Source organism: Amycolatopsis oliviviridis (genome assembly GCF_014654365.1).
GTDB lineage: Bacteria > Actinomycetota > Actinomycetes > Mycobacteriales > Pseudonocardiaceae > Amycolatopsis > Amycolatopsis oliviviridis.
The window spans coordinates 797,997-817,227 of the sequence record NZ_BNAY01000002.1; the positions used below are offsets into that span (position 1 = coordinate 797,997).

The 19,231-nt window shown below is 68.9% G+C and carries 22 protein-coding genes and 1 pseudogene; 13 read left to right on the plus strand and 10 right to left on the minus strand.

What is annotated here, in order from left to right; translation table 11 throughout:
• Positions 1–33 precede the first annotated feature (33 nt).
• Entirely contained in the window at positions 34–1,260 is a 1,227-nt protein-coding gene (locus IE302_RS10850) for a cytochrome P450 (RefSeq protein WP_191254340.1), read from the minus strand.
• A gap of 243 nt (positions 1,261–1,503) precedes the next feature.
• On the opposite strand from IE302_RS10850, the gene IE302_RS10855 reads away from it, so the two are divergent.
• A complete protein-coding gene (locus tag IE302_RS10855) occupies positions 1,504–2,667 on the plus strand; it encodes a steroid 3-ketoacyl-CoA thiolase (RefSeq protein WP_191254343.1) in 1,164 nt (387 codons plus the stop codon).
• A 1-nt stretch (position 2,668) separates the two neighbouring features.
• Here IE302_RS10855 and IE302_RS10860 read toward each other — a convergent pair whose 3' ends face one another.
• Together IE302_RS10860 and IE302_RS10865 are read right to left on the minus strand one after the other, a co-directional pair.
• Positions 2,669–3,154 carry a pyridoxamine 5'-phosphate oxidase family protein gene (locus IE302_RS10860; RefSeq protein ID WP_191254344.1) on the minus strand — a complete coding sequence of 162 codons (486 nt, stop codon included), beginning with the start codon at positions 3,152–3,154 and terminating at the stop codon, positions 2,669–2,671.
• A gap of 49 nt (positions 3,155–3,203) precedes the next feature.
• Positions 3,204–4,058 carry an SCO6745 family protein gene (locus IE302_RS10865; protein WP_444541939.1) on the minus strand — a complete coding sequence of 285 codons (855 nt, stop codon included), beginning with the start codon at positions 4,056–4,058 and terminating at the stop codon, positions 3,204–3,206.
• 57 nt (positions 4,059–4,115) lie between these two features.
• Here IE302_RS10865 and IE302_RS10870 point away from each other — a divergent pair, with 57 nt between their 5' ends.
• A complete protein-coding gene (locus tag IE302_RS10870) occupies positions 4,116–4,988 on the plus strand; it encodes a GNAT family N-acetyltransferase (RefSeq protein WP_191254346.1) in 873 nt (290 codons plus the stop codon).
• A gap of 16 nt (positions 4,989–5,004) precedes the next feature.
• On the opposite strand, the gene IE302_RS10875 is transcribed toward IE302_RS10870, so the two are convergent.
• Entirely contained in the window at positions 5,005–5,910 is a 906-nt protein-coding gene (locus tag IE302_RS10875; RefSeq protein WP_191254347.1) for an SDR family oxidoreductase, read from the minus strand.
• Positions 5,907–6,704, minus strand: coding sequence for an SDR family oxidoreductase (locus IE302_RS10880; RefSeq protein ID WP_191254348.1), 798 nt, complete (start codon positions 6,702–6,704; stop codon positions 5,907–5,909). The genes IE302_RS10875 and IE302_RS10880 overlap by 4 nt, the downstream gene beginning before the upstream one ends.
• Positions 6,705–6,796: 92 nt before the next feature.
• On the opposite strand from IE302_RS10880, the gene IE302_RS10885 reads away from it, so the two are divergent.
• The 6 genes and pseudogenes from IE302_RS10885 to IE302_RS43240 all read left to right on the plus strand — a co-directional run.
• Positions 6,797–7,546: an enoyl-CoA hydratase family protein gene (locus IE302_RS10885; protein WP_005164374.1), complete on the plus strand. Its 750-nt coding sequence runs from the start codon at positions 6,797–6,799 to the stop codon at positions 7,544–7,546.
• Positions 7,546–8,406: a CoA transferase subunit A gene (locus tag IE302_RS10890; protein WP_191254349.1), complete on the plus strand. Its 861-nt coding sequence runs from the start codon at positions 7,546–7,548 to the stop codon at positions 8,404–8,406. The genes IE302_RS10885 and IE302_RS10890 overlap by 1 nt, the downstream gene beginning before the upstream one ends.
• Positions 8,403–9,128: a CoA-transferase subunit beta gene (locus IE302_RS10895; protein WP_191254350.1), complete on the plus strand. Its 726-nt coding sequence runs from the start codon at positions 8,403–8,405 to the stop codon at positions 9,126–9,128. Before IE302_RS10890 ends, IE302_RS10895 begins: the two co-directional genes overlap by 4 nt.
• The gene (locus tag IE302_RS10900) at positions 9,125–10,171 is read left to right on the plus strand and encodes an NAD(P)H-dependent flavin oxidoreductase (RefSeq protein ID WP_191254351.1); all 1,047 of its coding nucleotides are present in this window, start codon (positions 9,125–9,127) and stop codon (positions 10,169–10,171) included. The genes IE302_RS10895 and IE302_RS10900 overlap by 4 nt, the downstream gene beginning before the upstream one ends.
• A gap of 31 nt (positions 10,172–10,202) precedes the next feature.
• Complete coding sequence (locus IE302_RS10905) at positions 10,203–10,994, plus strand: alpha/beta fold hydrolase (protein WP_191254352.1); 792 nt, start codon at positions 10,203–10,205, stop codon at positions 10,992–10,994.
• A gap of 89 nt (positions 10,995–11,083) precedes the next feature.
• Positions 11,084–11,188, plus strand: a pseudogene (locus IE302_RS43240) (Lrp/AsnC family transcriptional regulator); the annotation flags it as partial.
• Between the two features lie 4 nt (positions 11,189–11,192).
• On the opposite strand, the gene IE302_RS10915 reads toward IE302_RS43240, so the two are convergent.
• The 4 genes from IE302_RS10915 to IE302_RS10930 all read right to left on the minus strand — a co-directional run bounded on the left by IE302_RS10915 (position 11,193) and on the right by IE302_RS10930 (position 14,543).
• Positions 11,193–11,750, minus strand: a complete 558-nt coding sequence (locus IE302_RS10915; RefSeq protein WP_191254353.1) for a sugar O-acetyltransferase — start codon at positions 11,748–11,750, stop codon at positions 11,193–11,195.
• A gap of 257 nt (positions 11,751–12,007) precedes the next feature.
• Positions 12,008–13,108, minus strand: a complete 1,101-nt coding sequence (locus IE302_RS10920; protein WP_191254354.1) for a DUF1996 domain-containing protein — start codon at positions 13,106–13,108, stop codon at positions 12,008–12,010.
• 137 nt (positions 13,109–13,245) lie between these two features.
• The gene (locus IE302_RS10925; protein ID WP_191254355.1) at positions 13,246–13,995 is read right to left on the minus strand and encodes an anti-sigma factor family protein; all 750 of its coding nucleotides are present in this window, start codon (positions 13,993–13,995) and stop codon (positions 13,246–13,248) included.
• Positions 13,992–14,543, minus strand: coding sequence for a sigma-70 family RNA polymerase sigma factor (locus IE302_RS10930; protein ID WP_034317190.1), 552 nt, complete (start codon positions 14,541–14,543; stop codon positions 13,992–13,994). Before IE302_RS10930 ends, IE302_RS10925 begins: the two co-directional genes overlap by 4 nt.
• A 271-nt stretch (positions 14,544–14,814) precedes the next feature.
• Between IE302_RS10930 and IE302_RS10935 the strand changes: the two genes are divergently transcribed.
• The 5 genes from IE302_RS10935 to IE302_RS10955 are packed head-to-tail and all read left to right on the plus strand — an operon-like array spanning position 14,815 to position 18,341.
• Positions 14,815–15,375 carry a hypothetical protein gene (locus IE302_RS10935; RefSeq protein WP_191254356.1) on the plus strand — a complete coding sequence of 187 codons (561 nt, stop codon included), beginning with the start codon at positions 14,815–14,817 and terminating at the stop codon, positions 15,373–15,375.
• Positions 15,359–16,126 (plus strand): DUF4142 domain-containing protein, encoded by a 768-nt coding sequence (locus tag IE302_RS10940; RefSeq protein ID WP_191254357.1) that lies wholly within the window; start codon positions 15,359–15,361, stop codon positions 16,124–16,126. Before IE302_RS10935 ends, IE302_RS10940 begins: the two co-directional genes overlap by 17 nt.
• Positions 16,119–16,724, plus strand: a complete 606-nt coding sequence (locus IE302_RS10945) for a ferric reductase-like transmembrane domain-containing protein (RefSeq protein ID WP_191254358.1) — start codon at positions 16,119–16,121, stop codon at positions 16,722–16,724. Before IE302_RS10940 ends, IE302_RS10945 begins: the two co-directional genes overlap by 8 nt.
• A 32-nt stretch (positions 16,725–16,756) precedes the next feature.
• Complete coding sequence (locus IE302_RS10950) at positions 16,757–16,993, plus strand: ferredoxin (RefSeq protein WP_191254359.1); 237 nt, start codon at positions 16,757–16,759, stop codon at positions 16,991–16,993.
• The gene (locus IE302_RS10955; protein ID WP_191254360.1) at positions 16,986–18,341 is read left to right on the plus strand and encodes an NAD(P)/FAD-dependent oxidoreductase; all 1,356 of its coding nucleotides are present in this window, start codon (positions 16,986–16,988) and stop codon (positions 18,339–18,341) included. Before IE302_RS10950 ends, IE302_RS10955 begins: the two co-directional genes overlap by 8 nt.
• 380 nt (positions 18,342–18,721) lie before the next feature.
• On the opposite strand, the gene IE302_RS10960 is transcribed toward IE302_RS10955, so the two are convergent.
• Positions 18,722–19,174, minus strand: coding sequence for a winged helix-turn-helix transcriptional regulator (locus tag IE302_RS10960; protein WP_191254361.1), 453 nt, complete (start codon positions 19,172–19,174; stop codon positions 18,722–18,724).
• Between the last annotated feature and the right edge of the window lie 57 nt (positions 19,175–19,231).

Sequence of the window (19,231 nt, forward strand, 5' to 3'; positions counted from 1 at the left end):
CCTATGGTGCCCCACGGCCTCGTTTCGGGCTGATCAGGCGTAACGGACCTGGTAGTGCTTGATCCCGTTGAGCCAGCTCGACCGGAGCCGGTCAGGTGCCGAGACCTCGCTGATGTCCGGCATGACGTCGGCGATGGCGTTGAAGATCAGGTCGATCTCCAGCCGCGCGAGGTTGGCGCCGATGCAGTAGTGCGAACCCGTGCCGCCGAAGCCGACGTGCGGGTTGTCCTCGCGGAGGATGTCGAACTTCTCCGGCTCGTCGAAGTGATCCGGGTCGAAGTTCGCGGAGCTGTAGAACATCCCGACCCGGTCGCCCTTGCGGATCCGCTGCCCGCCGAGTTCGGTGTCCCGGGTCGCGGTGCGCTGGAAGGCGACCACCGGGGTGGCCCAGCGGACGATCTCGTCCGGCGCGGTCTTCGGGCGTTCCTTCTTGTACAGCTCCCACTGATCGGGGTGATCGAGGAACGCCTTCATGCCGTGGGTGATCGCGTTGCGCGTCGTCTCGTTGCCCGCGACGGCGAGCAGGATGACGAAGAAGCCGAATTCGTCGGAGGCCAGCGATTCGCCGTCGACGTCGGCCTGCACCAGCTTCGTGACAATGTCGTCCATCGGGCACTTGCGCCGTTCTTCGGCCATGTTCCAGGCGTAGCCGACGATCTCCGCCGACGCGGCGAGCGGTTCGACCTCGTACTCGGGGTCGTCGTAGGAGACCATCTGGTTGGACCAGTCGAAGATCTTCAGCCGGTCTTCCTGCGGGATGCCGATCAGTTCGGCGATGGCCTGCAAGGGAAGCTCGCACGCGACGTCGACGACGAAATCGCCGGAGCCCTTCTTCTTGGCCTCGCTGACGATCCGCTCCGCGCGGTCGCGCAGGGTGTCTTCGAGCTTCGCGATCGACCTCGGCGTGAAGCCCTTCGACACGATCCGCCGCAGCTTCGTGTGCTGCGGGGCGTCCATGTTGAGCAGGACCAGCCGGTTCGCTTCGAGGCTGTCGTCGGTCATGTGCTCGTCGAAGCGGATGATCGCGGTCTTCTCCCGGGAGGAGAACAGCTCGCTGTCCCTCGACACCGCCTTGACGTCCTCGAGCCGGCTGACCACCCAGTAGCCGTCATCGCGGAAGCCCGCGGTGTTGTGCGGCTGCGGGTTCCACCAGACCGGTGCCGTGCGGCGGAGTTCGGCGAACTCCTCCAGAGGCAGTCTGGTGGCGTAAAGGTCCGGATCGGTGAAATCGAAACCGGCGGGGATCAGGGGAGCGGCCACGGGCTACCTCCTACGCGGTTCGCCAATGAAACACGTTCTAGGCCCGATTGAAGCATATGGTGTCCGTCACGTGAAGGGTTTTAGTGAAACCTGTTAACTCAACCGCGTCCGATCATGGATTCCCAGCAAGAAGCGGAAACCGCGACCAGTGATCAAAATCGAGCCTTTCCTGGGGCGACTTGCCCAGATCAAGAACGTGTTCTACTTTTCAGGTCAGTGAACGGTGTTTCCCAGGAGGCGAACGTGGGTAGTCCGGTGATCGTCGAGGCGGTCCGCACCCCTGTCGGCAAGCGCAGGGGCCACTTGGCGGGCCTGCACGCCGCCGAGATCCTCGGCGCGGCGCAGCGCGCCCTGCTCGAACGCGCGGGACTGGCTCCCGAGCTGGTCGAACAGGCGATCGGCGGTGCCGTGACCCAGGCAGGCGAGCAGGCGGGCAACGTCACGCGGACGGCGTGGCTGCACGCCGGGCTCCCCGAGACCACGGGCGCGACCACCATCGACGCCCAATGCGGCTCCGCGCAGCAGGCGACCCATCTGATCGCCGGGCTCATCGCGGCCGGCGCGATCGACGCGGGGATCTCCTGCGGCGTCGAGGCGATGAGCCGGGTACCGCTGGGCGCGAACCGCGGCGAAGGCATCGGCACGCCACGACCGGAGTCGTGGTCGATCGACATGCCGAACCAGTACGGCGCGGCCGAGCGGATCGCGGAACGCCGCGGGATCACCCGGCAGGACGTCGACCGGTTCGGGACGGCGTCGCAGGCCAAGGCCGCCGCCGCGTGGGCGGCGGGACACTTCGACCGCGAGGTCGTCGCGGTGAAGGCACCCGTGCTCGGCGAGGACGGCACCCCGACGGGCGAGACGCGGCTGGTGACCCGCGACCAGGGACTCCGCGAGACGACCGTCGAAGGGCTCGCCAAGCTCAAGCCCGTCCTCGAAGGCGGCGTGCACACGGCCGGGACGTCCTCGCAGATCTCCGACGGCGCCGCCGCGCTCCTCCTGATGGACTCGGACCGGGCCAAGGCACTGGGCCTCAAGCCGCGGGCGCGGATCGTCTCGCAGGCCTTGGTCGGCGCGGAGCCGTACTACCACCTCGACGGTCCCGTCCAGGCGACCGAACGTGTCCTGGCCAAGGCGGGGATGACGATCGGCGACCTCGACCTCTTCGAAGTCAACGAGGCGTTCGCTTCGGTCGTGTTGTCGTGGCAGCGGGTGCACCAGCCCGACGAGGACAAGGTCAACGTGAACGGTGGCGCGATCGCGCTCGGGCATCCCGTCGGCAGCACCGGCGCCCGCCTGCTGACCACGGCGTTGCACGAACTGGAACGCCGCGACGCGAGCACCGCGCTGGTGACGATGTGCGCCGGCGGCGCGCTGTCCACCGGCACCATCATCGAACGGATCTAGCCTAGTCCGAGGCGACCTCGACCACCGGACCGTTGTCCGGCCTCGCGAGGCGTTTGCTCCCCTGACCCTCCTTCCAGAAGTCGAAATAGATGGTGTTGCCCTCGACCCAGGTCAGCACCGCCTCGGTGAGGTCGAGGCGGAACACGTGGGCTTCTCCGTCGTCGCCCTGCAGGCGGGCGACCTCCGCCGGATCCGTGATCTCGACGGCCTTTCCCGACACCTTCGCGTCCGCGCCGCCCTCGTCGATCGCCGAGGCGGCGTGGATCGCAAACCTGCCGTCACGCTGCAGGTCTTTCGCCTTCATCGCGCCGATCATCGAACCGATCAGCAAGTCCTGTTCACGGAAATCGACCTCACTGCCACTGACCCGGGGTGAGCCGTCCCGCCGGACCGTCGCCAGCACGTGCGACTTCGTCGCGGTGAACCGCTCCTTGATCTTCTCCGCCAGTGCGGGTGCCTCTTCACTGAACTGCTGCCACGTCGCCATGCGGAACAGCGTCCCACCGGGGTCCGACAGTTTTGAGCGGTCGCGGCTCTCAGGGACGAGGTGCACCCATCGGGTTCGGCAGCGGGATCGCCCCGGCGTCGAAGATCCGGCGGCTCAGCGGGACGGCGATCCGCACGACCTCGGCGGCGCCGTCCTCGCCGAGCGCGTCGAGAGGGCCGGCGGCGAGGCGGTCGGTGTCGTCCTCGATCCGTTGGCGCAGAACGATTCCTGATTCAGTGAGCTTCAGGTCGCCGTCGAGGATGCCTCGTCCGGTCAACCGCCCGACGCTCTCGTCCCAGTCTTCGTCGGACCAGCCGCGGTTGATCTGGATGACCTCGCGAGTCACCGCCCCGCTGCCGATGTGGGTCAGCGTCGTGTCGAGCCCGCGCAACCCGGCGGCGACGGCGGAGAGCACGTGACCGTCCCCGCGATGCTCGCGCAGCACCGTCGCGGCGAGCCAGATCCTCCCGATCGGCGTGGCGGGCCTGGCGACCGAAGACCAGGCGGCGGCCAGCGGCCTGGCCGGGTAATCGCAGCCGGTGACGGCTTGGTCGAGTAGGTCGGCGAGTTCCTCGAAAGGCGCGTCCTCGGGCAAGATCCGCTTCAGGGCCGTCTCGACGGCGTCCATCCGGCTCTGGAGCACGACGGCGGGCTCGGCGTATTTCCACGCGTCGGGCAGGGATCGCGCGACCATGCGCGGGGCGAACCCGAACAGCATGGCGGTCACGGGTGGTTCCGGCAGCGGCCCGAGCGGCGCGACGCGTCCGGCGAAGTAGCCCATCCACCAGCTCGGCAGGCCTGCCGCCTTGGCCGCGGCCGCGGTTTCCGGCGCGAAGTAGACGACGGCGTGCAGCGGCTCGACCGCTTCCCAAAGACGGCGCTGAAGTGACGTCACGTCCCCCATCTTGGCCCCGCCGAAAACCGGATGCGACTCCTCGCGGGGTGGTGTGTGATCACGGGCATGGCGATCACCGTGGAGAAGCCGGGCATCGACGGCCTGAACGAGGCCGTGGCCGCGTTGCGGGAGTGGCAGTCCGAAGGGGTGGCGTGGCAGCTGCATCCCGGTGACCTCGGCTGGTTCTGGCGTAACGGGGCGGACGCGACGGCCGCGGCGGTCCGGCTCTGGCGCCGGGACGGCCGGATCCTCGCCGTCGGGTTCCTGGACGGAGCCGACCTCCTGCGGCTCACGACCGCGCCGGACCTCCGCCGGGACGAGGAACTGGCGCGACAGCTGGCCGAAGACGTGGCCGCGCCGGAGCGCGGTGTCCTGCCCGAGGGGCAGGTGTCCGTCGAGGCGCCGATGGACGCGCTGCTCCAGGACGTGCTGCCCGGGCACGGCTGGCACGTCGACGAGGAGGAGCCGTGGACGCCGCTGAGCCTCGACCTCACTGAGCCGGTGAAGGCCCCGGACCTGCGGATCGAGACGGTCGGAGCAGACCTGGCGGCCGAGTGGGCCGAAGTGATCGGGGCGTCGTTCACCCGCTCGACGTTCACCGCGGAGAAGTGGCGGACGATGGCGGCCGGGGCGCCGTACGCCGATGCCCGGTGCCTGCTCGGCTATGACGGCCAAGGCGCCGCCGTCGCGGCCGTGGCCGTGTGGTCGGCGGGTCCCGGCAAGCCCGGGTTGCTCGAACCGATGGGCGTGCACCGGGACCAGCGCGGCCACGGGTACGGCCGGGCGATCACCGTCGCCGCGGCGGCCGCGCTCCAGGAGCTCGGCTCGTCGAGCGCGACCGTGAACACGCCCAGTTCCAACGTCGCCGCCGTGACGACCTACAAGTCCGGCGGGTTCCGGCCGTGGCCCGAGACCCGGGACCTGACGAGGGACGCCTGAGCGCGGGCCCCGAAACTCAAGCCCCGTAGACGGCTTCAGGGACCGGAGCCTCCGCCAGCAGCTCCGCCACCACCGGCCCGAGTTCGGCGGGCGACCACCGCGATCCCTTGTCCCGCACCGTTCCGTGCCGCCAACCCTGCGCGATCGAGACGCGTCCGCCGTCGACCTCGAACACCCGGCCGGTCACCTCGGAAGACTCTTCGCTGCCGAGCCACACCACCAGCGGCGACACGTTTTCCGGTGCCATGGCGTCGAAACCGGCCTCCGGCGCGGCCATGTCGGCGGCGAACGCCTCTTCCGTCATCCGGGTGCGGGCGGCCGGGGCGATGGCGTTCACGGTGACGCCGTAGCGCGCGAATTCGGTCGCGGCGACCAGCGTGAGCCCCAGGATGCCGGACTTCGCGGCCGCGTAGTTCCCTTGCCCGACGCTGCCGAGCAGCCCCGCGCCAGAGCTGGTGTTGATCACCCGCGCGGCCCGCGTCCGGCCCGCCTTCGACTCGGCCCGCCAGTACTCGGCGGCGTGCCGCGTCGGCGCGAAATGACCCTTCAGGTGAACGCGGATGACGGCGTCCCATTCGTCCTCGCCGAGGTTGACCAGCATCCGGTCGCGCAGGAACCCGGCGTTGTTGACCAGGACGTCGAGCCCGCCGAAGGTCTCGACGGCGGTCCGCACCAGCGCCGCGGCGCCGTCCCAGGACGCGATGTCGTCGGTGTTCGCCACCGCCTTGCCGCCGAGCGCCTCGATCTCGTCGACGACGTCCTGCGCCGGGCCCGCCGACCCGCCGCTGCCGTCGATGCCGGCGCCGAGGTCGTTCACCACCACCCGCGCGCCCTCGGCGGCGAACGCGAGCGCGTGCGCCCGTCCGATGCCTCGACCGGCACCGGTCACCACCACGATCCGGCCGTCGGCGATCCCGCTCACACCGGCTCCTTTCGTTCTGTTGCCTGGGAATTGGATGCGGCGAGGAAAGCGGGCAGCTCTCCCCCGCCGTGCACGGTCAGGCAGGCACCGCTGACATAGGAGGCCAGCGGAGACGCCAGGAACACCGCGCAAGAACCGATCTCGTCAGGGTCGGCCAACCGTCCTAACGGGACTGTCGCGCCCACGGCCGCGATCCCCGCCTCGTCGCCGTAGTGCAGATGCGAGTGTTCGGTCCGCACCATGCCGACGTCGAGCGCGTTGACCCGCACCTTCGGTGCCCACTCGACGGCGAGCGTCGCGGTCAGGTTGTCCAGGCCCGCTTTCGCCGCGCCGTAGGACGCGGTGCCCGGCGACGGTCTCGTCGCGCTGACACTGCTGATGTTCACGATGACGCCACCGCCGTCCTGACGCTGCATGAGCGCGTTCGCCGCGCGGGCGACGGTCAGCGGCGCCAGCAGGTTCAGCGCGACGATCTTTTCGTGGAACCGTGGTGACGCGTCCGACGCCTTGGCGTACGGCGCGCCGCCCGCGTTGTTGACCACGACGTCGAGCCTGCCGTGCCGCCGGACGATCTCCTCGAAGAGCGCGTCGACCTCTTTCGGGTCGCGGACGTCGCAGGAGATGAACGTCGACGCCCGGTCACCGGCGCACACCGGCCGCTCGGGTTCGGTGCGGGCGCAGGTGACGACTTCGGCGCCGGCGCGCAGGAAAGTCCTGGTGACACCGGCGCCGACGCCGCGTACCCCGCCGGTCACCAGCACCACGGCGCCGTCGAGCCGGAGTTCGAGTGCCATGCCGGTCCTCCTTCACGGTCGCTGTACCCGGGCCGGACGTCCTGCTAACGTACCAAGCAAGTGCTAGGTTTGGTAGCGGAGAAGGGTGCAAGATGACCGTTTCCACCCACTCACCGGAGCCCGGCATCGCCGTGGTCACGGTCGACGCGCCCCCGGTGAACGCGCTCAGCGTGAAGGGATGGTTCGCCCTCGCCTCCGCTGTCACCGACGCCGGACGCGATCCCGCGACGCATGTCGTGGTGCTGCGCGCCGAGGGCCGCGGGTTCAACGCCGGGGTCGACATCAAGGAGATCCAGCGCGATCCCGGGTACGGCGCGCTGATCGGCGCGAACGAGGGCTGCGCGGCGGCGTTCTCCGCCGTGTACGACTGCGCGGTCCCGGTGATCGCCGCGGTGCAGGGCTTCTGCCTCGGCGGCGGGGTCGGCCTCGTCGGCAACGCGGACGTGGTGGTCGCCAGCGAGGACGCGACCTTCGGGCTTCCCGAGGTCGATCGCGGCGCGCTGGGCGCGGCGACGCATCTCGCGCGGCTGGTCCCCCAGCATCTGATGCGGGCCTTGTACTACACGGCTTCGACGATCACCGCGGCTCAGCTGCACCACCACGGTTCGGTCTACGCCGTGGTCTCGCGGGACGAACTCGACGAGACCGCGCTCGGCGTGGCCCGGCAGATCGCGGCGAAGGACACCCGCGTGATCCGCGCCGCGAAACAGGCCATCAACGGCATCGACGTCCAGCCCGTGCACCGCAGCTACCGCTTCGAGCAGGGATTCACCTTCGAACTCAACCTGGCGGGCGTCTCCGACGGGGCGCGCCAGGAGTTCTTGGACGGTAAGGGGAAGTGATGGCCGACAAGCGGATGACGCCGGACGAGATCGTCGCCGAACTCGAGGACGGCATGACGATCGGGATCGGCGGCTGGGGTTCCCGGCGCAAGCCCATGGCGCTGGTGCGCGCGATCCTGCGCTCGCCGGTCAAGGACCTCACCGTGGTCTCCTACGGCGGTCCGGACGTCGGGCTGATGGCGTCGGCGGGCAAGATCAAGCACCTCGTCTTCGGCTTCGTCACCCTGGACACGATCCCCTACGACCCGTGGTTCTCCCGGGCGCGGGAAACCGGGGCGATCACCGTCACCGAGTACGACGAAGGCGTTTTCGGGACCGGCCTTTCCGCCGCCGCGCAACGACTTCCGTTCCTTCCGACGCGCGCGGGACTCGGCTCGGGCGTGATGGACCTGAACCCGTCGCTGCGCGTCGTCCGCTCGCCGTATGAAGACGCGGAGGAGCTCCTGGCCGTACCCGCGCTCAAGCTCGACGCGGCCTTCGTCCACCTCAACCGCGCCGACGCCCGGGGCAACGCGCAGTACCTCGGCCCGGATCCGTACTTCGACGAACTGTTCGCGCTCGCCGCCGAAAAGTGTTACGTGTCCACGGAAAAGATCGTGGAGACGGCCGAACTCGCCGAGGCGGGACCAGTGCAGAGCCTGCTGCTGAGCCGGATGCTCGTCACCGGGGTCGCCGAAACCCCGAACGGCGCGCATTTCACCACCGCCGCCCCGGATTACGGACGCGACGAACGCTTCCAGCGTCACTACGCCCAAGCCGCCAAGGATCTCGAAGCGTGGCCGGACTTCGTCGACCGGTTCCTGTCCGGGGACGAAGCGCAGTACCAGAAGGCCGTCGCCGAATTCGGGGAGTCCGCATGAGTGACATCAGTCGTGCCGAAGTGGCGGTCGTCGCCTGCGCCGAGTTGTTCCGCGGCGACGGCGAGATCGTGGTGAGCCCCATGGGTTTCATCCCGTCGCTGGGCGCCCGGCTCGCCAGGCTGACGTTCGAACCGGACATCCTGCTGTCCGACGGCGAGGCGTACCTGATGACGCCGGACGCCGTCGTCGAAGGCTGGCAGCCGTTCCGCAAGGTCCTCGACACCGTGGTACCGCGCGGAAAACGCCATGTGGTGATGGGCGCCAATCAGATCGACGGCGAGGGAAACCAGAACATCTCGGCGATCGGCGAGCATTCCCGGCCCAAGAAACAACTTCTCGGGGTGCGCGGCGGTCCGGGCAACACGGCCAACCACCGCACGAGCTACTGGGTTCCCCGGCACGGCAAGCGGGTCTTCGTCGACCAGGTCGACATCGTGTCCGGCGTCGGCTACGCCAGGGCTCGCGAGGCGGGTCTGCGGCATCACGACGTCCACCGCGTCGTCACCAACCTCGGCGTCCTGGACTTCGGCGGCGAAGACCACGCGCCGAGGCTGCTTTCCGTGCATCCGGGGGTTTCCGTGGACGAGGTCGTCGAGGCGACGTCGTTCCCGCTGATCACCGACGGCGTCACGGAGACCCGGCTGCCGACCGAGTCCGAACTGCTCCTGATCCGGACCAGTCTCGATCCGAAGTCCGCGCGGGACAAGGAAGTCCCGTCGTGAAGACCGCGCTGACCGAACTGGCGGGCATCCGGCATCCGGTCGTGCAGACCGGGATGGGCTGGGTCGCCGGGCCGCGGCTGGTGTCCGCGACGGCGGAAGCGGGCGGCCTCGGCATCCTCGCCTCCGCGACGATGACCTACGACGAGCTGGCGGCGGCGATCAAGGAGGTCAAGAGCCGCACGTCGCGACCGTTCGGGGTCAACCTCCGCGCGGACGCCGAAGACGCCGGGCGCCGGGTCGAACTGCTCGTCACCGAGGAGGTCAAGGTCGCTTCCTTCGCGCTCGCGCCGAAGAAGGACATGATCGCGCGGCTGAAGGACAACGGCGTCCTCGTCGTGCCCTCGGTCGGCGCGGCCAGACACGCGGAGAAGGTCGCGGGCTGGGGTGCCGACGCCGTCATCGTGCAGGGCGGCGAGGGCGGCGGGCACACCGGCGGGGTCGCGACGACGCTGCTGCTGCCGTCGGTGCTGGACGCCGTCGACATCCCGGTGGTCGCGGCGGGCGGCTTCTTCGACGGCCGCGGGCTGGCCGCCGCACTGGCCTACGGGGCGGCCGGGGTCGCCATGGGCACCCGGTTCCTCCTGACGAAGGAAAGCACCGTCCCCGACGAGATCAAGCAGGCCTACCTCGCCCGTGACCTCAACGGCACCGTCGTCACCCGCAAGGTGGACGGGATGCCGCATCGCGTCCTGCGGACGGAGCTGGTCGACGCGCTCGAGTCCGCCGGTCCGGTGAGCGGGCTCGCCAGGGCGGCCCGCAACGCCGCGAAGTTCCGGAAGCTCAGCGGTCTCTCGTGGCGTTCGCTGGCCGCCGAAGGGCTGCGGATGAAACGCGGCGGCGACCGGACGTGGTCGCAGGTGCTGATGGCCGCCAACACGCCGATGTTGCTGCGCGCCGGGCTCGTCGAGGGCGATCGGAGCGCCGGCGTGCTGGCGTCAGGGCAGGTCGTCGGCCTGCTCGACGACCTGCCCGCGGTCGGCGAGCTGATCGAGAAGATCGTGGCCGACGCCGCCGACGCCCTGCGGCGACTGGGCTCCGAGTGAAGGACCGGGCACGCTGTGCTTGACTTCGGCCATGATCTCGGAGAGTCGTTGTCCGGTCGAGGACGGTGAGCTGTACGTCCGCAGTACCGGCGAAGGGCCGCTTCTGCTCCTGATCGCCGGTGGGCTGGGCTCGGCGGACACGTTCCGGGCGATGACGAAGCTGCTCGCCGACGACTACACGGTCGTCACCTATGACCGGCGCGGTCACTTCCGCAGCACCGACACCAGCACCGGCCCGGTCAGCGTGCCGAAGCAGGCCGAGGACGCCCACGCCGTCCTCCAGCACGTCGGCGGCGGGCCGGCGAGCGTGTTCGGGACCAGCGCGGGCGCCTTGATCGGCCTCGACCTCGTCGCCCGGTACCCGGACGCGGCGAGCGTCCTGGTCGCGCACGAACCGCCCGCCGTCCAGCTGCTCCCGGACGCGCTGGGCTGGCTCGACGAGGCCAACGCGCAGGTGCGGCTCGCGCAGGCGGGTGACCTGATGGGCGCGTTCAAGCGGTTCACCGACGGCATCGCCGGTGCCGCGCTGCCCGAGCTGCGCGCGATCCGGCTGCCGAACGAGGAGGACTGGAAGCGGCTGTTCGGCCGCGAACTGGCCGAGATCCTCGACTACCTGCCCGATCTGCGGGCGCTGCGGAGGGCCAGGACCGAGATCTTCCCCGTCGCGGGTGTCGGCAGCCGCGGGCATTACCACTACCAGCCCGCGAAGGTCCTCGCGCTGGAACTGGGCCTGCCGTTCACCGAGGTGCCCGGGGCGCATCTGGCGCCGCAGCGGAACCCGGCCCAGTTCACCGAAGCGCTGCGGGATCTGCTCGACGGCTGAGCGTCACGCCATCAGGGGCAGCTTCCCGATGGTGGCCTGCGGGAACGCGGCGTGATGCTGCCGGAACTGGGTCAACGCGCTGCCCGACCTTCGTGATCGACAAGCTGACCGAGCGCGCGGAGGTGGCCGACGTGCGGACCTCCATGGTCTTCGAGCACAGCAGGCGCACCCGGATCACGCCGGTGGACCGCTGAGCGTCTACAGCTCCCGGATGACGCGGGCCGGGTTGCCGGCGGCGAACACCTTCGACGGCAGGTCTCGCGTGACGACGCTGCCCGCGCCCACCACCGTGTCGTCCCCGACGGTCACCCCGGCGCAGACGATGACGCCGCCGCCGAACCACACGTTGTTCCCGATGGTGATCGGCGCCGCCGACTCCCAGCGCTGCCGCCGCAGTTCGTGGTCCTCCATGGGATGCAGCGCGGTCAGCAGCTGACAGCGCGGGCCGATCGAGCAGTCCGAGCCGATCTTGATCGGGGCGCAGTCGAGGAGGATCGCGTCGTAGTTGAGGAAACTGTTGGCGCCGATCTCGATCAGATAGCCGTAGTCGCACTGGAACCGCGGCATGATCCAGGAACCCTCACCGAGTTTTCCCAGCAGCTCGCGCAGAATCGTGTCCCGCTCACCGGTCTCCTCGGCGCCCGTGCCGTTGAACTTGTCCACCAGGGCCTGTGCGCGCCTGCGGTCCGCGACCAGTTCGGGGTCGTTGTCCCGGTACAGCTCGCCGCGCAGCATGCGGTCCTTGTGCTCACCCATGCCGCCAACCTACCGAAAAGGACCCTGCCGGTGGGCCTCCCTGGGGAAGCCCGCCGGCAGAGCGGGTAAACGCTTGCGGAGCGTTCTTCAGTTGTGTCGATCGGTTTCAGGTAGGGCCGGCCCGGCGGGTGGGTGAGGTGTAGGGGGGACCCGCCGAGCCGGAGTATCTTCCTTTCTGTTCGCCGGTGCACAGTTGGCGTTGAACCGCCTCGGCCGTCGGAGTGAGCCGAGGACGCTCGAGGTGGTCGCTCAGCGCCTCATTCGCGGCACTCGCGACCTTCGTTGACGCAGTCGACGAGCCGGTCCATGATCCGGTCCGGCATCACGTTCGCGAAATCGTCGTGGTCGGAGAAGGGGTTGTGCTCCTCTTCGGGGAAAGAGTCCACTTTGTACTGTCCGTTGACCTGGATCTGCCGCGGGATCTCGTAGGTCAGCGAGATGGTGAGCTCCGGGACGGCGGTCAGGCCGTTCGCGCACTCGCCGTTCTCCTCGGGATACTTGATGTGGTCCCGGTGGTTCTCGCTGTCGATGTTGTTCCCGTCAAGACAGCTCGGGAACGTGTGCACCCGCTTGACGTCACTGCCCTCGGGACAGATCGGGTACTGCTTGATGACCCGGTTCTCGAAGCCGGTGCAGGTCCAGCTCTCCCGCGCGTTCGCGGGCCCGTTGGTGGTGACTTTCGCGTCCCCGTAGAGGATCCGGAGGAACTTCGGCATCTCCTTCACCTTCTCCTGGGCGTTGCCCTTGAAGGTGATGTCGACGACCGCGGGGCGCTGGATCTCACCGTCGTTGCCCGCGAGTTCGTTGTCCGCGTTCGGTTCGTCCAATCGAGCCTGAGCCTGATCCTGGTCGGCGTCGTTCCGGTCGCCGTCGCGGTTCTGGTCCTGATCCCGGCCCTGGTCCTGCTCCTGTTCGGTGTCGATCCGGACCACCGGCCAGAAGTACGCCGATTCGTCGCCGTTCGCACAGGTGGTCCCGGCGCCCAGCAGGCTGTCGTTGTCCGAGTCCGCGTTCGTGGAAAGGTTCCCGACGTAGTCGTGCAGATGCTGGGCGCCGTTGCGGATACCCGGCTGCGCGATGAAGTTGTCGGGATTGAAATGCCCGTTCTCGTTCCGTCCACAGTCGACGGTGAACGAACCCGTGGAAGCGTTCCGGCCCTGCCGCGGTTCGTCGACGTTCGGCCGGACCTTCGTGATGTCCACGAACTGCGACTTGTCCACCTCGTCCGCGGAGGCACGGTCCGGGTCGCCGGTCGTGGTGGCCACCACCAGTCCGCCGACCGCGATCGACAGACCCAGCAACGCGGTCGCGATCTTGGTCCTCCGGGCGATCCGGTGGCGCCCTTGATTTCGTGCCATTGGCTGCTCACCTCATTCCTTTCCGGACGCGTCGAAACGCAGGCCCGGGGATGAGTTACCCATTCACCGGATTTCGATCCGGTTACTGGTGAATACGGTTCCCGCCGGAAACCGGTTCAAAAAAAGATCGAAAAAAGCTACCGGCGCACGACGGCCAGCACGGTGCCGTCCTGCTTGTGCACCTCGAAACGTTCGATGTCGGCTTTCCGCAAAGCCGTCGAACCGGTGATGACGAGCGGATCCGGGGAGCCGGGGACTCCGTACCCCTTGGCCGGAACGCTCCAGTTGTTGACGACGTAGGCCTCTCCACCGTGGGAGTAGGCGAAGAGCTGACAGGTCATCGGCCCGATGAGGCCGCGCATTTCGAGCTCGACGGCGCTGCCCCATTCCTTCTCCTGGACCGTGACCTCGGCGGCGACCGCGTTGCCCGCCTCGGACCAGCCGAACGGGGCGGCGCCGCCGTCCGGTCCCGCTTCCCTGGACGACGGCGGAGGCCGCACCACCGACGTGACGACCGTGGGAGCGGCCTGCGTGATGACGGGTTCACGGTTCGTGAGCGAAAGGACGACGAGCGGCCCGCCGACGACGAGCACGAGGACGGCGGCGGCCGTCGCGAGCCGGACGACCTTCCGGCGGCGGTTCGCCTTGGCGGCGTCCGCGAGCAGCATCCGCAGCACGCGCGGCCCCGGCCCCTTCACGGGCGGATCCGGCCAGCTCTTCTTGACCATGTCCAGAATGTCCGGCAGGTGGTACATCTCCACCAGCTCGACCTGACACTCGGGACACTCCAGCAGATGCGCCTCGAACCTGGCGTGATCCTCCTCGCCGAGGACGCCGAGCACGTAGGCGGCGATATCCGTGTGCGGAGCTCCGGACACCTCGCTCACCCCCGCTCCTGCAGCGCCCTGCGCAGCGCGCGCACAGCGTGGTGGATCCGCGATTTCACCGTACCCGGCGGGACCCCGAGCGTCGCCGCGACCTCGTTCACGGTCCGGTCACGCAGGTAGGTCTGCTGGACGGCCTCACGTTGTTCCGGGGAAAGATTGCGCAGGGCCTCGTAAACGATCATGGCCGCCAGCGTCTTCTCCGATTCGTCCGGCACTCCGATCGAATCCGACTCCAGTTCCTCCACCTCTTGAGGGCGGGCGCTCCGGCTCCGCCAGCCGTCGATGACGATGCGCCTGGCCACGGTGAACAGCCAGGCGCGCAGCATCTCCGGCTGCCGGTCGAGCTTGCCGGCGTTGCGCCACGCCTTGATGAGCGTCTCCTGGACCACGTCCTCGGCCCACTGACGATCGTGGCCGGTCAGCTTCAGCACGAACGCCATCAGGCTCGACCCGAACTCCTGGTACAACGCCCTGATGAGGTCGTCATGCCCGTTCGACGCGGGTTCATGATCGACAATTGGCTGCAGTATCCGAGAGTGGCGTCCCACGCGGCACATCTTTGTGTGCCCAGGGGCGATAAGTCCAGTACCAAAACCGTTCGGTACCGGTTTCTCCGCACGGTGAAAGTTTTTTGAACCGTTCCCGACTCGTGACCGTATCCCCTACCGAAGACCCCGACCCGGCGGTGTCCCCCGCGCCGCCGAATCCACTGTGGATCATGAGCGTCCGGCATGACTGTCCACAGTGGACTTGAACCTGCCTGCACACCATCTCCCCGCGGGGATGGCGTTCTCCTCTGGCCCCGACAGGAGGATATCTGTGAACCCCGTGTCACGCTCGGTCATACCTCTGACCCTGACCCTGTCCGCGATCGCGCTGACCTCGGCCTGCACCACCGGTACCGCGGGACCGAACGGCTCTCCGGGTGCGGCCCCCGCCGCCGGAGCCGCCCAGATACCGGGCATGCCCGACCCGGCGGCCGAACCGGCCCCCGGTGTCACGGCGGCGATCCTGTTCGACCTCGGACCGATCGTCACCGACACCAATGGCTTCACGCTTTACCGCTACGACAAGGACACGATCGATCCGCCCAAGTCGAACTGCGCCGAAACCTGTTCGCGCGCCTGGATTCCCGCCAAGGCGGGCGGCGACCTCGTGGTGACCGGGATCGATCGCGCCCTGGTCGGCACCGTGACCAGGGACGACGGCACCGAGCAGCTCACGCTCGCGGGCTGGCCGCTCTACCGCAACGCCAAGGACGCGATGCCCGGCAACACCGGCGGGCAGGGCGTCGACGACGCGTGGTTCCCGGCCAAACCGGACGGTACGAAAGTGCTGCTCACCGCGGACACCTGGCAGGCCGATGACCTCGGCATCTGACCACCCCCGATTCTCCCGCCCGCTGCTGGTCCTGCTGATCACGGCCGCGGTGACCCTGTTCGGCCCCGTCGGCGACGCGCACGCCCAGGAACTGTCCGCGGCGGACAAGAACCTCATCGTCAACGTCAAACTGGCCGGGTTGTGGGAAATGCCCGCCGGCATGTGGGCGCAGGAACGCGGCAAGAGCAAGCGGGTTCGCGAAGTGGGCCGGACGCTGATGATCGACCACGGCAGGCTCGACACCGCGACGCACGGCATCGCCGACCGGTTCGGCATCACCCTGCCGGCCGAGCCGTCGGACCAGCAGTCCGCGTGGCTCGGCGAGATGAAGGCCGCCCGCGACGACACCGAGTTCGACCGGATCTTCGCCAACCGGCTCCGGTACGCGCACGGCGTGCTGTTCCCCATCATCGCGCAGGTCAGGGCCGGTACCCGCAACGACGTCGTGCGGGACTACGCCACCACGGCCAACCAGGCGGTGCTGCGGCACATGACCCTGCTGGAGAGCACCGGCGTCGTCGACCAGTCGCTGATGCCGGAAGCCCCGGCACCGCAGTCGAACACGGCCAACGCCGCGATGGACGTCGGCTTCGGCGACCTCGCCCTCGGCCTGCTGCTCGCGGTCGCGCTCGGCGGCGGCCTGTTCTTCGCCGTCCGGACCCTGCGCGCCAAGAACACCCGGACCCGCAAACGCGCGGCCGCCGCCGAACCAGACCTGGTTCCCAGTGCCCCAGGAGAGATCAATGTATGACCAGTGGTCCGAGGTGGTGATCGTCCTGACCCAGAAGACGAACACGGACCCCGGCATCAAAGGCATGGCGCAGACCTCCGCCCGGATCGCGTACGGCTTCATGTGCCTGACCCTGTGCTGGGGCGTGCTCACCGCGACCGGCTGGATCAAGTCGCTGACCGGGCGGAAGGCCCTGCGCAACTCGCATATGGTGCTCGGCATCCTGACGCTGTCGTTCGGTGTCGTGCACGCGATGTCGTTCGTGTTCCTGCCCGACGGGTTCACCTTGGCGCAGATCTCGATCCCGCTCCTGCCGGGCACGCTCGCGCGGCACGAACTCGGCGTCGTCGGGCTCGAGGTCATGATCGCCGTCGCGCTGACCGGCGGGATCAGCCGGTTCAGCTCCTACCGGCGTTTTCTGTGGATCCACCGGCTCGCCTATCCGGCGGTCGCGATCACGGCACTGCATTCGTTCTTCGGCGCCATGGCCAACGGGCACCTCGGTCTCCTGTGGTTCGGCGGGATCACGCTGCTGGTCCCCGCGCTGCTGCTGAGCGCGCTGCGGTTCACGCCCACCCGGTACCTGGAGCGGCTGGGCCTCGTCGAAGAACTGGTCTGACAGCCGCACGAAACGACTGGGAGAGAAGAAAGATGATCTTCGGAAGCGTACGGCGCGGCACTCGGATCAGCGTCGACAACGAACGGTGCGAGATCTTCGGCTTCTGCGAAATGGAGGCGCCCGCCACGTTCAAGATCGGTCCGGACGGGAAGCTCCGCATCCGCCGGATGGTCGACCGGGACGGCCTGGACCAGGCCATTTCGGCGGCGAGGCTCTGCCCGAAACAGGCCATCAGAGTCAAGGGAGAAGGAGCGTACGACGATGAGTGACGGAGATCGGATCGTCATCGTCGGTGCGGGCGTCGCCGGGCTCCGTTCCGCGGAACGCCTGCGGGAACTCGGTTTCGACGGCGAGATCGTGCTGGTCGGCGACGAGCCGCGGAAGCCGTACCACCGGCCGATGGTGTCCAAAGAGCTCATCACCGGCGGGGTGAAACCGGTGGCCGCGAGCCTGGAGCCGTATCTCGACCTGGACGTCCACTGGCGGCTCGGCACCCGCGCGACCTGGCTCGACAGCAAGGAGCGCACCGTGCACCTGCCCGGTGGGGAATCCCTGTGGTACGACGGTTTGATCATCGCGACCGGCGTCCATCCACGGCATCTCCCCGGCTCGCCGCGCCACGACCCCCGGGTCCGCGTGCTGCGCACCGTGGAGGATTCACTGGCCGTCCGGCGGGCGCTGGGGAACAGCAACAAATCCGTCGTGGTGATCGGCAGCGGCCTGATCGGGAACGAGTTCGCCGCGTCGATGCGGTACATGGGCCGCGACGTCACGCTCATCGGCCACGCGAAGGCGCCTTTGCACCGCTTCGGGGAGCGGATCTCGTCGGCGCTCACCAAGGAACACCAGCACCATCGCGCCAAGCTGGCGATGAACACCGAGGTGCGGAACTGGATCAGCACCAAGGAGACGGTCGGGCTGCATCTGACCAACAACCAGTTCCTGGTGGCCAGTTGCGTGGTGCTCTCGATCGGCAGTGTGCCCGCCGTGGACTGGCTGCGCGGCTCGGAACTGACCATCGAGGACGGCGTCCTGTGCGAGGCGACGCTGTTCGCCGTCGGGGCGGAGGACGTCGTCGTCGCCGGTGACGTCGCGAAATGGCCGAACCTGCGGATCGACGAGACCCCTCGCCGGGTCGAGCACTGGATGAACGGCGTCGAATCCGGGCGCGCGGCGGCGGAAAGCCTGATGCTGGGCCGCGGCAACGCACGGCCGTACACGCCGCTCCCCCGTGCCTGGTCGTCCCTGTACGACGCGCGCCTGCAGACCGTCGGAATGCCGTCACTGGGCAAGGACACGATCGAACTGTCCGACGGGGTCACCGGTTTCGTCCGCGACGGCAGGCTCATCGGCGCCGCGGGCTGGGACCGGCCGAAGGCGATGATCCACTGGACGGCCGAACTCGACCGGCGGCTGCCGGTCCCCGAGCCGGTCTTCCCGGCCCCGGCTCCCGCTCCCGCTGTCGCGGAGCCCTCGTTCGCCGCCGCTCTCGGGGAATCGACGCCGATCGGGGAGGACGTCCTCGCCCCGTTCGAGCGGGACTTCCTGTCCGACACCCCGACCGCGGCCGTACCCGCACAGGAGGAGATGCCCTGGGCTCGCGTTCCCGCCGGGTGACCCGGGATCGCGACCGGACCGGGGCCGCGCGCGGCGGCCGCGGTCCCCTCAGGTGGCGGTGGGTAGCTGGGCCTCCGCGCCCACCGCCACCCCCTTGGGGATGCCGGGAGGATCCCGGGACCGACGGTGATTCGGGCTCCGTCGGATACCGCCCTTCAGGCTTCCCGCATCCGGTCGGGGCCCTTCCAGGCTTGACTCACCTGGGAGGGCCCCGATCCGTGCGCCTCGTGATCAGAGACGTGATTCGCGTGATTGGAGACGGAACTCGCGTGCTTGGGCGCGGAACTCGCGTGTGCGGAGTCTGATCACGCGAGTTCCGCCTTCAACACGCGAGTTCCGTCTCCAATCACGTGAGTGCGGGATCGCCGCACGCTCGCGACCTACGAAACCGGCGCCTTCACCACCACCGTGTCGTCCGGACCGACCGGGCGTCCGTCCGAGGCGTGGACTTCCAGCGCCCGCAACGGAAGCCCGCCGTCACGATCCACCAATTCGGACCGCGGTTCCCCCTCGGCGAAGAAGTGCGCCTCGCCCCATTGCCGCAGCGCGACGATCACCGGGAAAAGGTCGCGCCCCTTCGCCGTCAGGACGTACTCGCTGTAGGTGCTCCCGTCCGAAGCCGGGACCACGTCGAGCACCCCGTGTCCGACGAGCGCCCGCAGCCGGGCGGACAGGATGTTCTTCGCGACGCCCAGGCCGCGCTGGAACTCACCGAAGCGGCGGACGCCGTCGAACGCGTCTCGCACGATCAGGAGCGACCACCAGTCGCCGATCGTGTCGAGCGAGCGCGCCACCGGGCACGGGGCTTCGTCGAACGTCGTCCGCTTCACCATGGTTGCATCTTACTACCGGATTGCCCTACCGTCGCCAGTGGTAGCAAGTTGAAACCA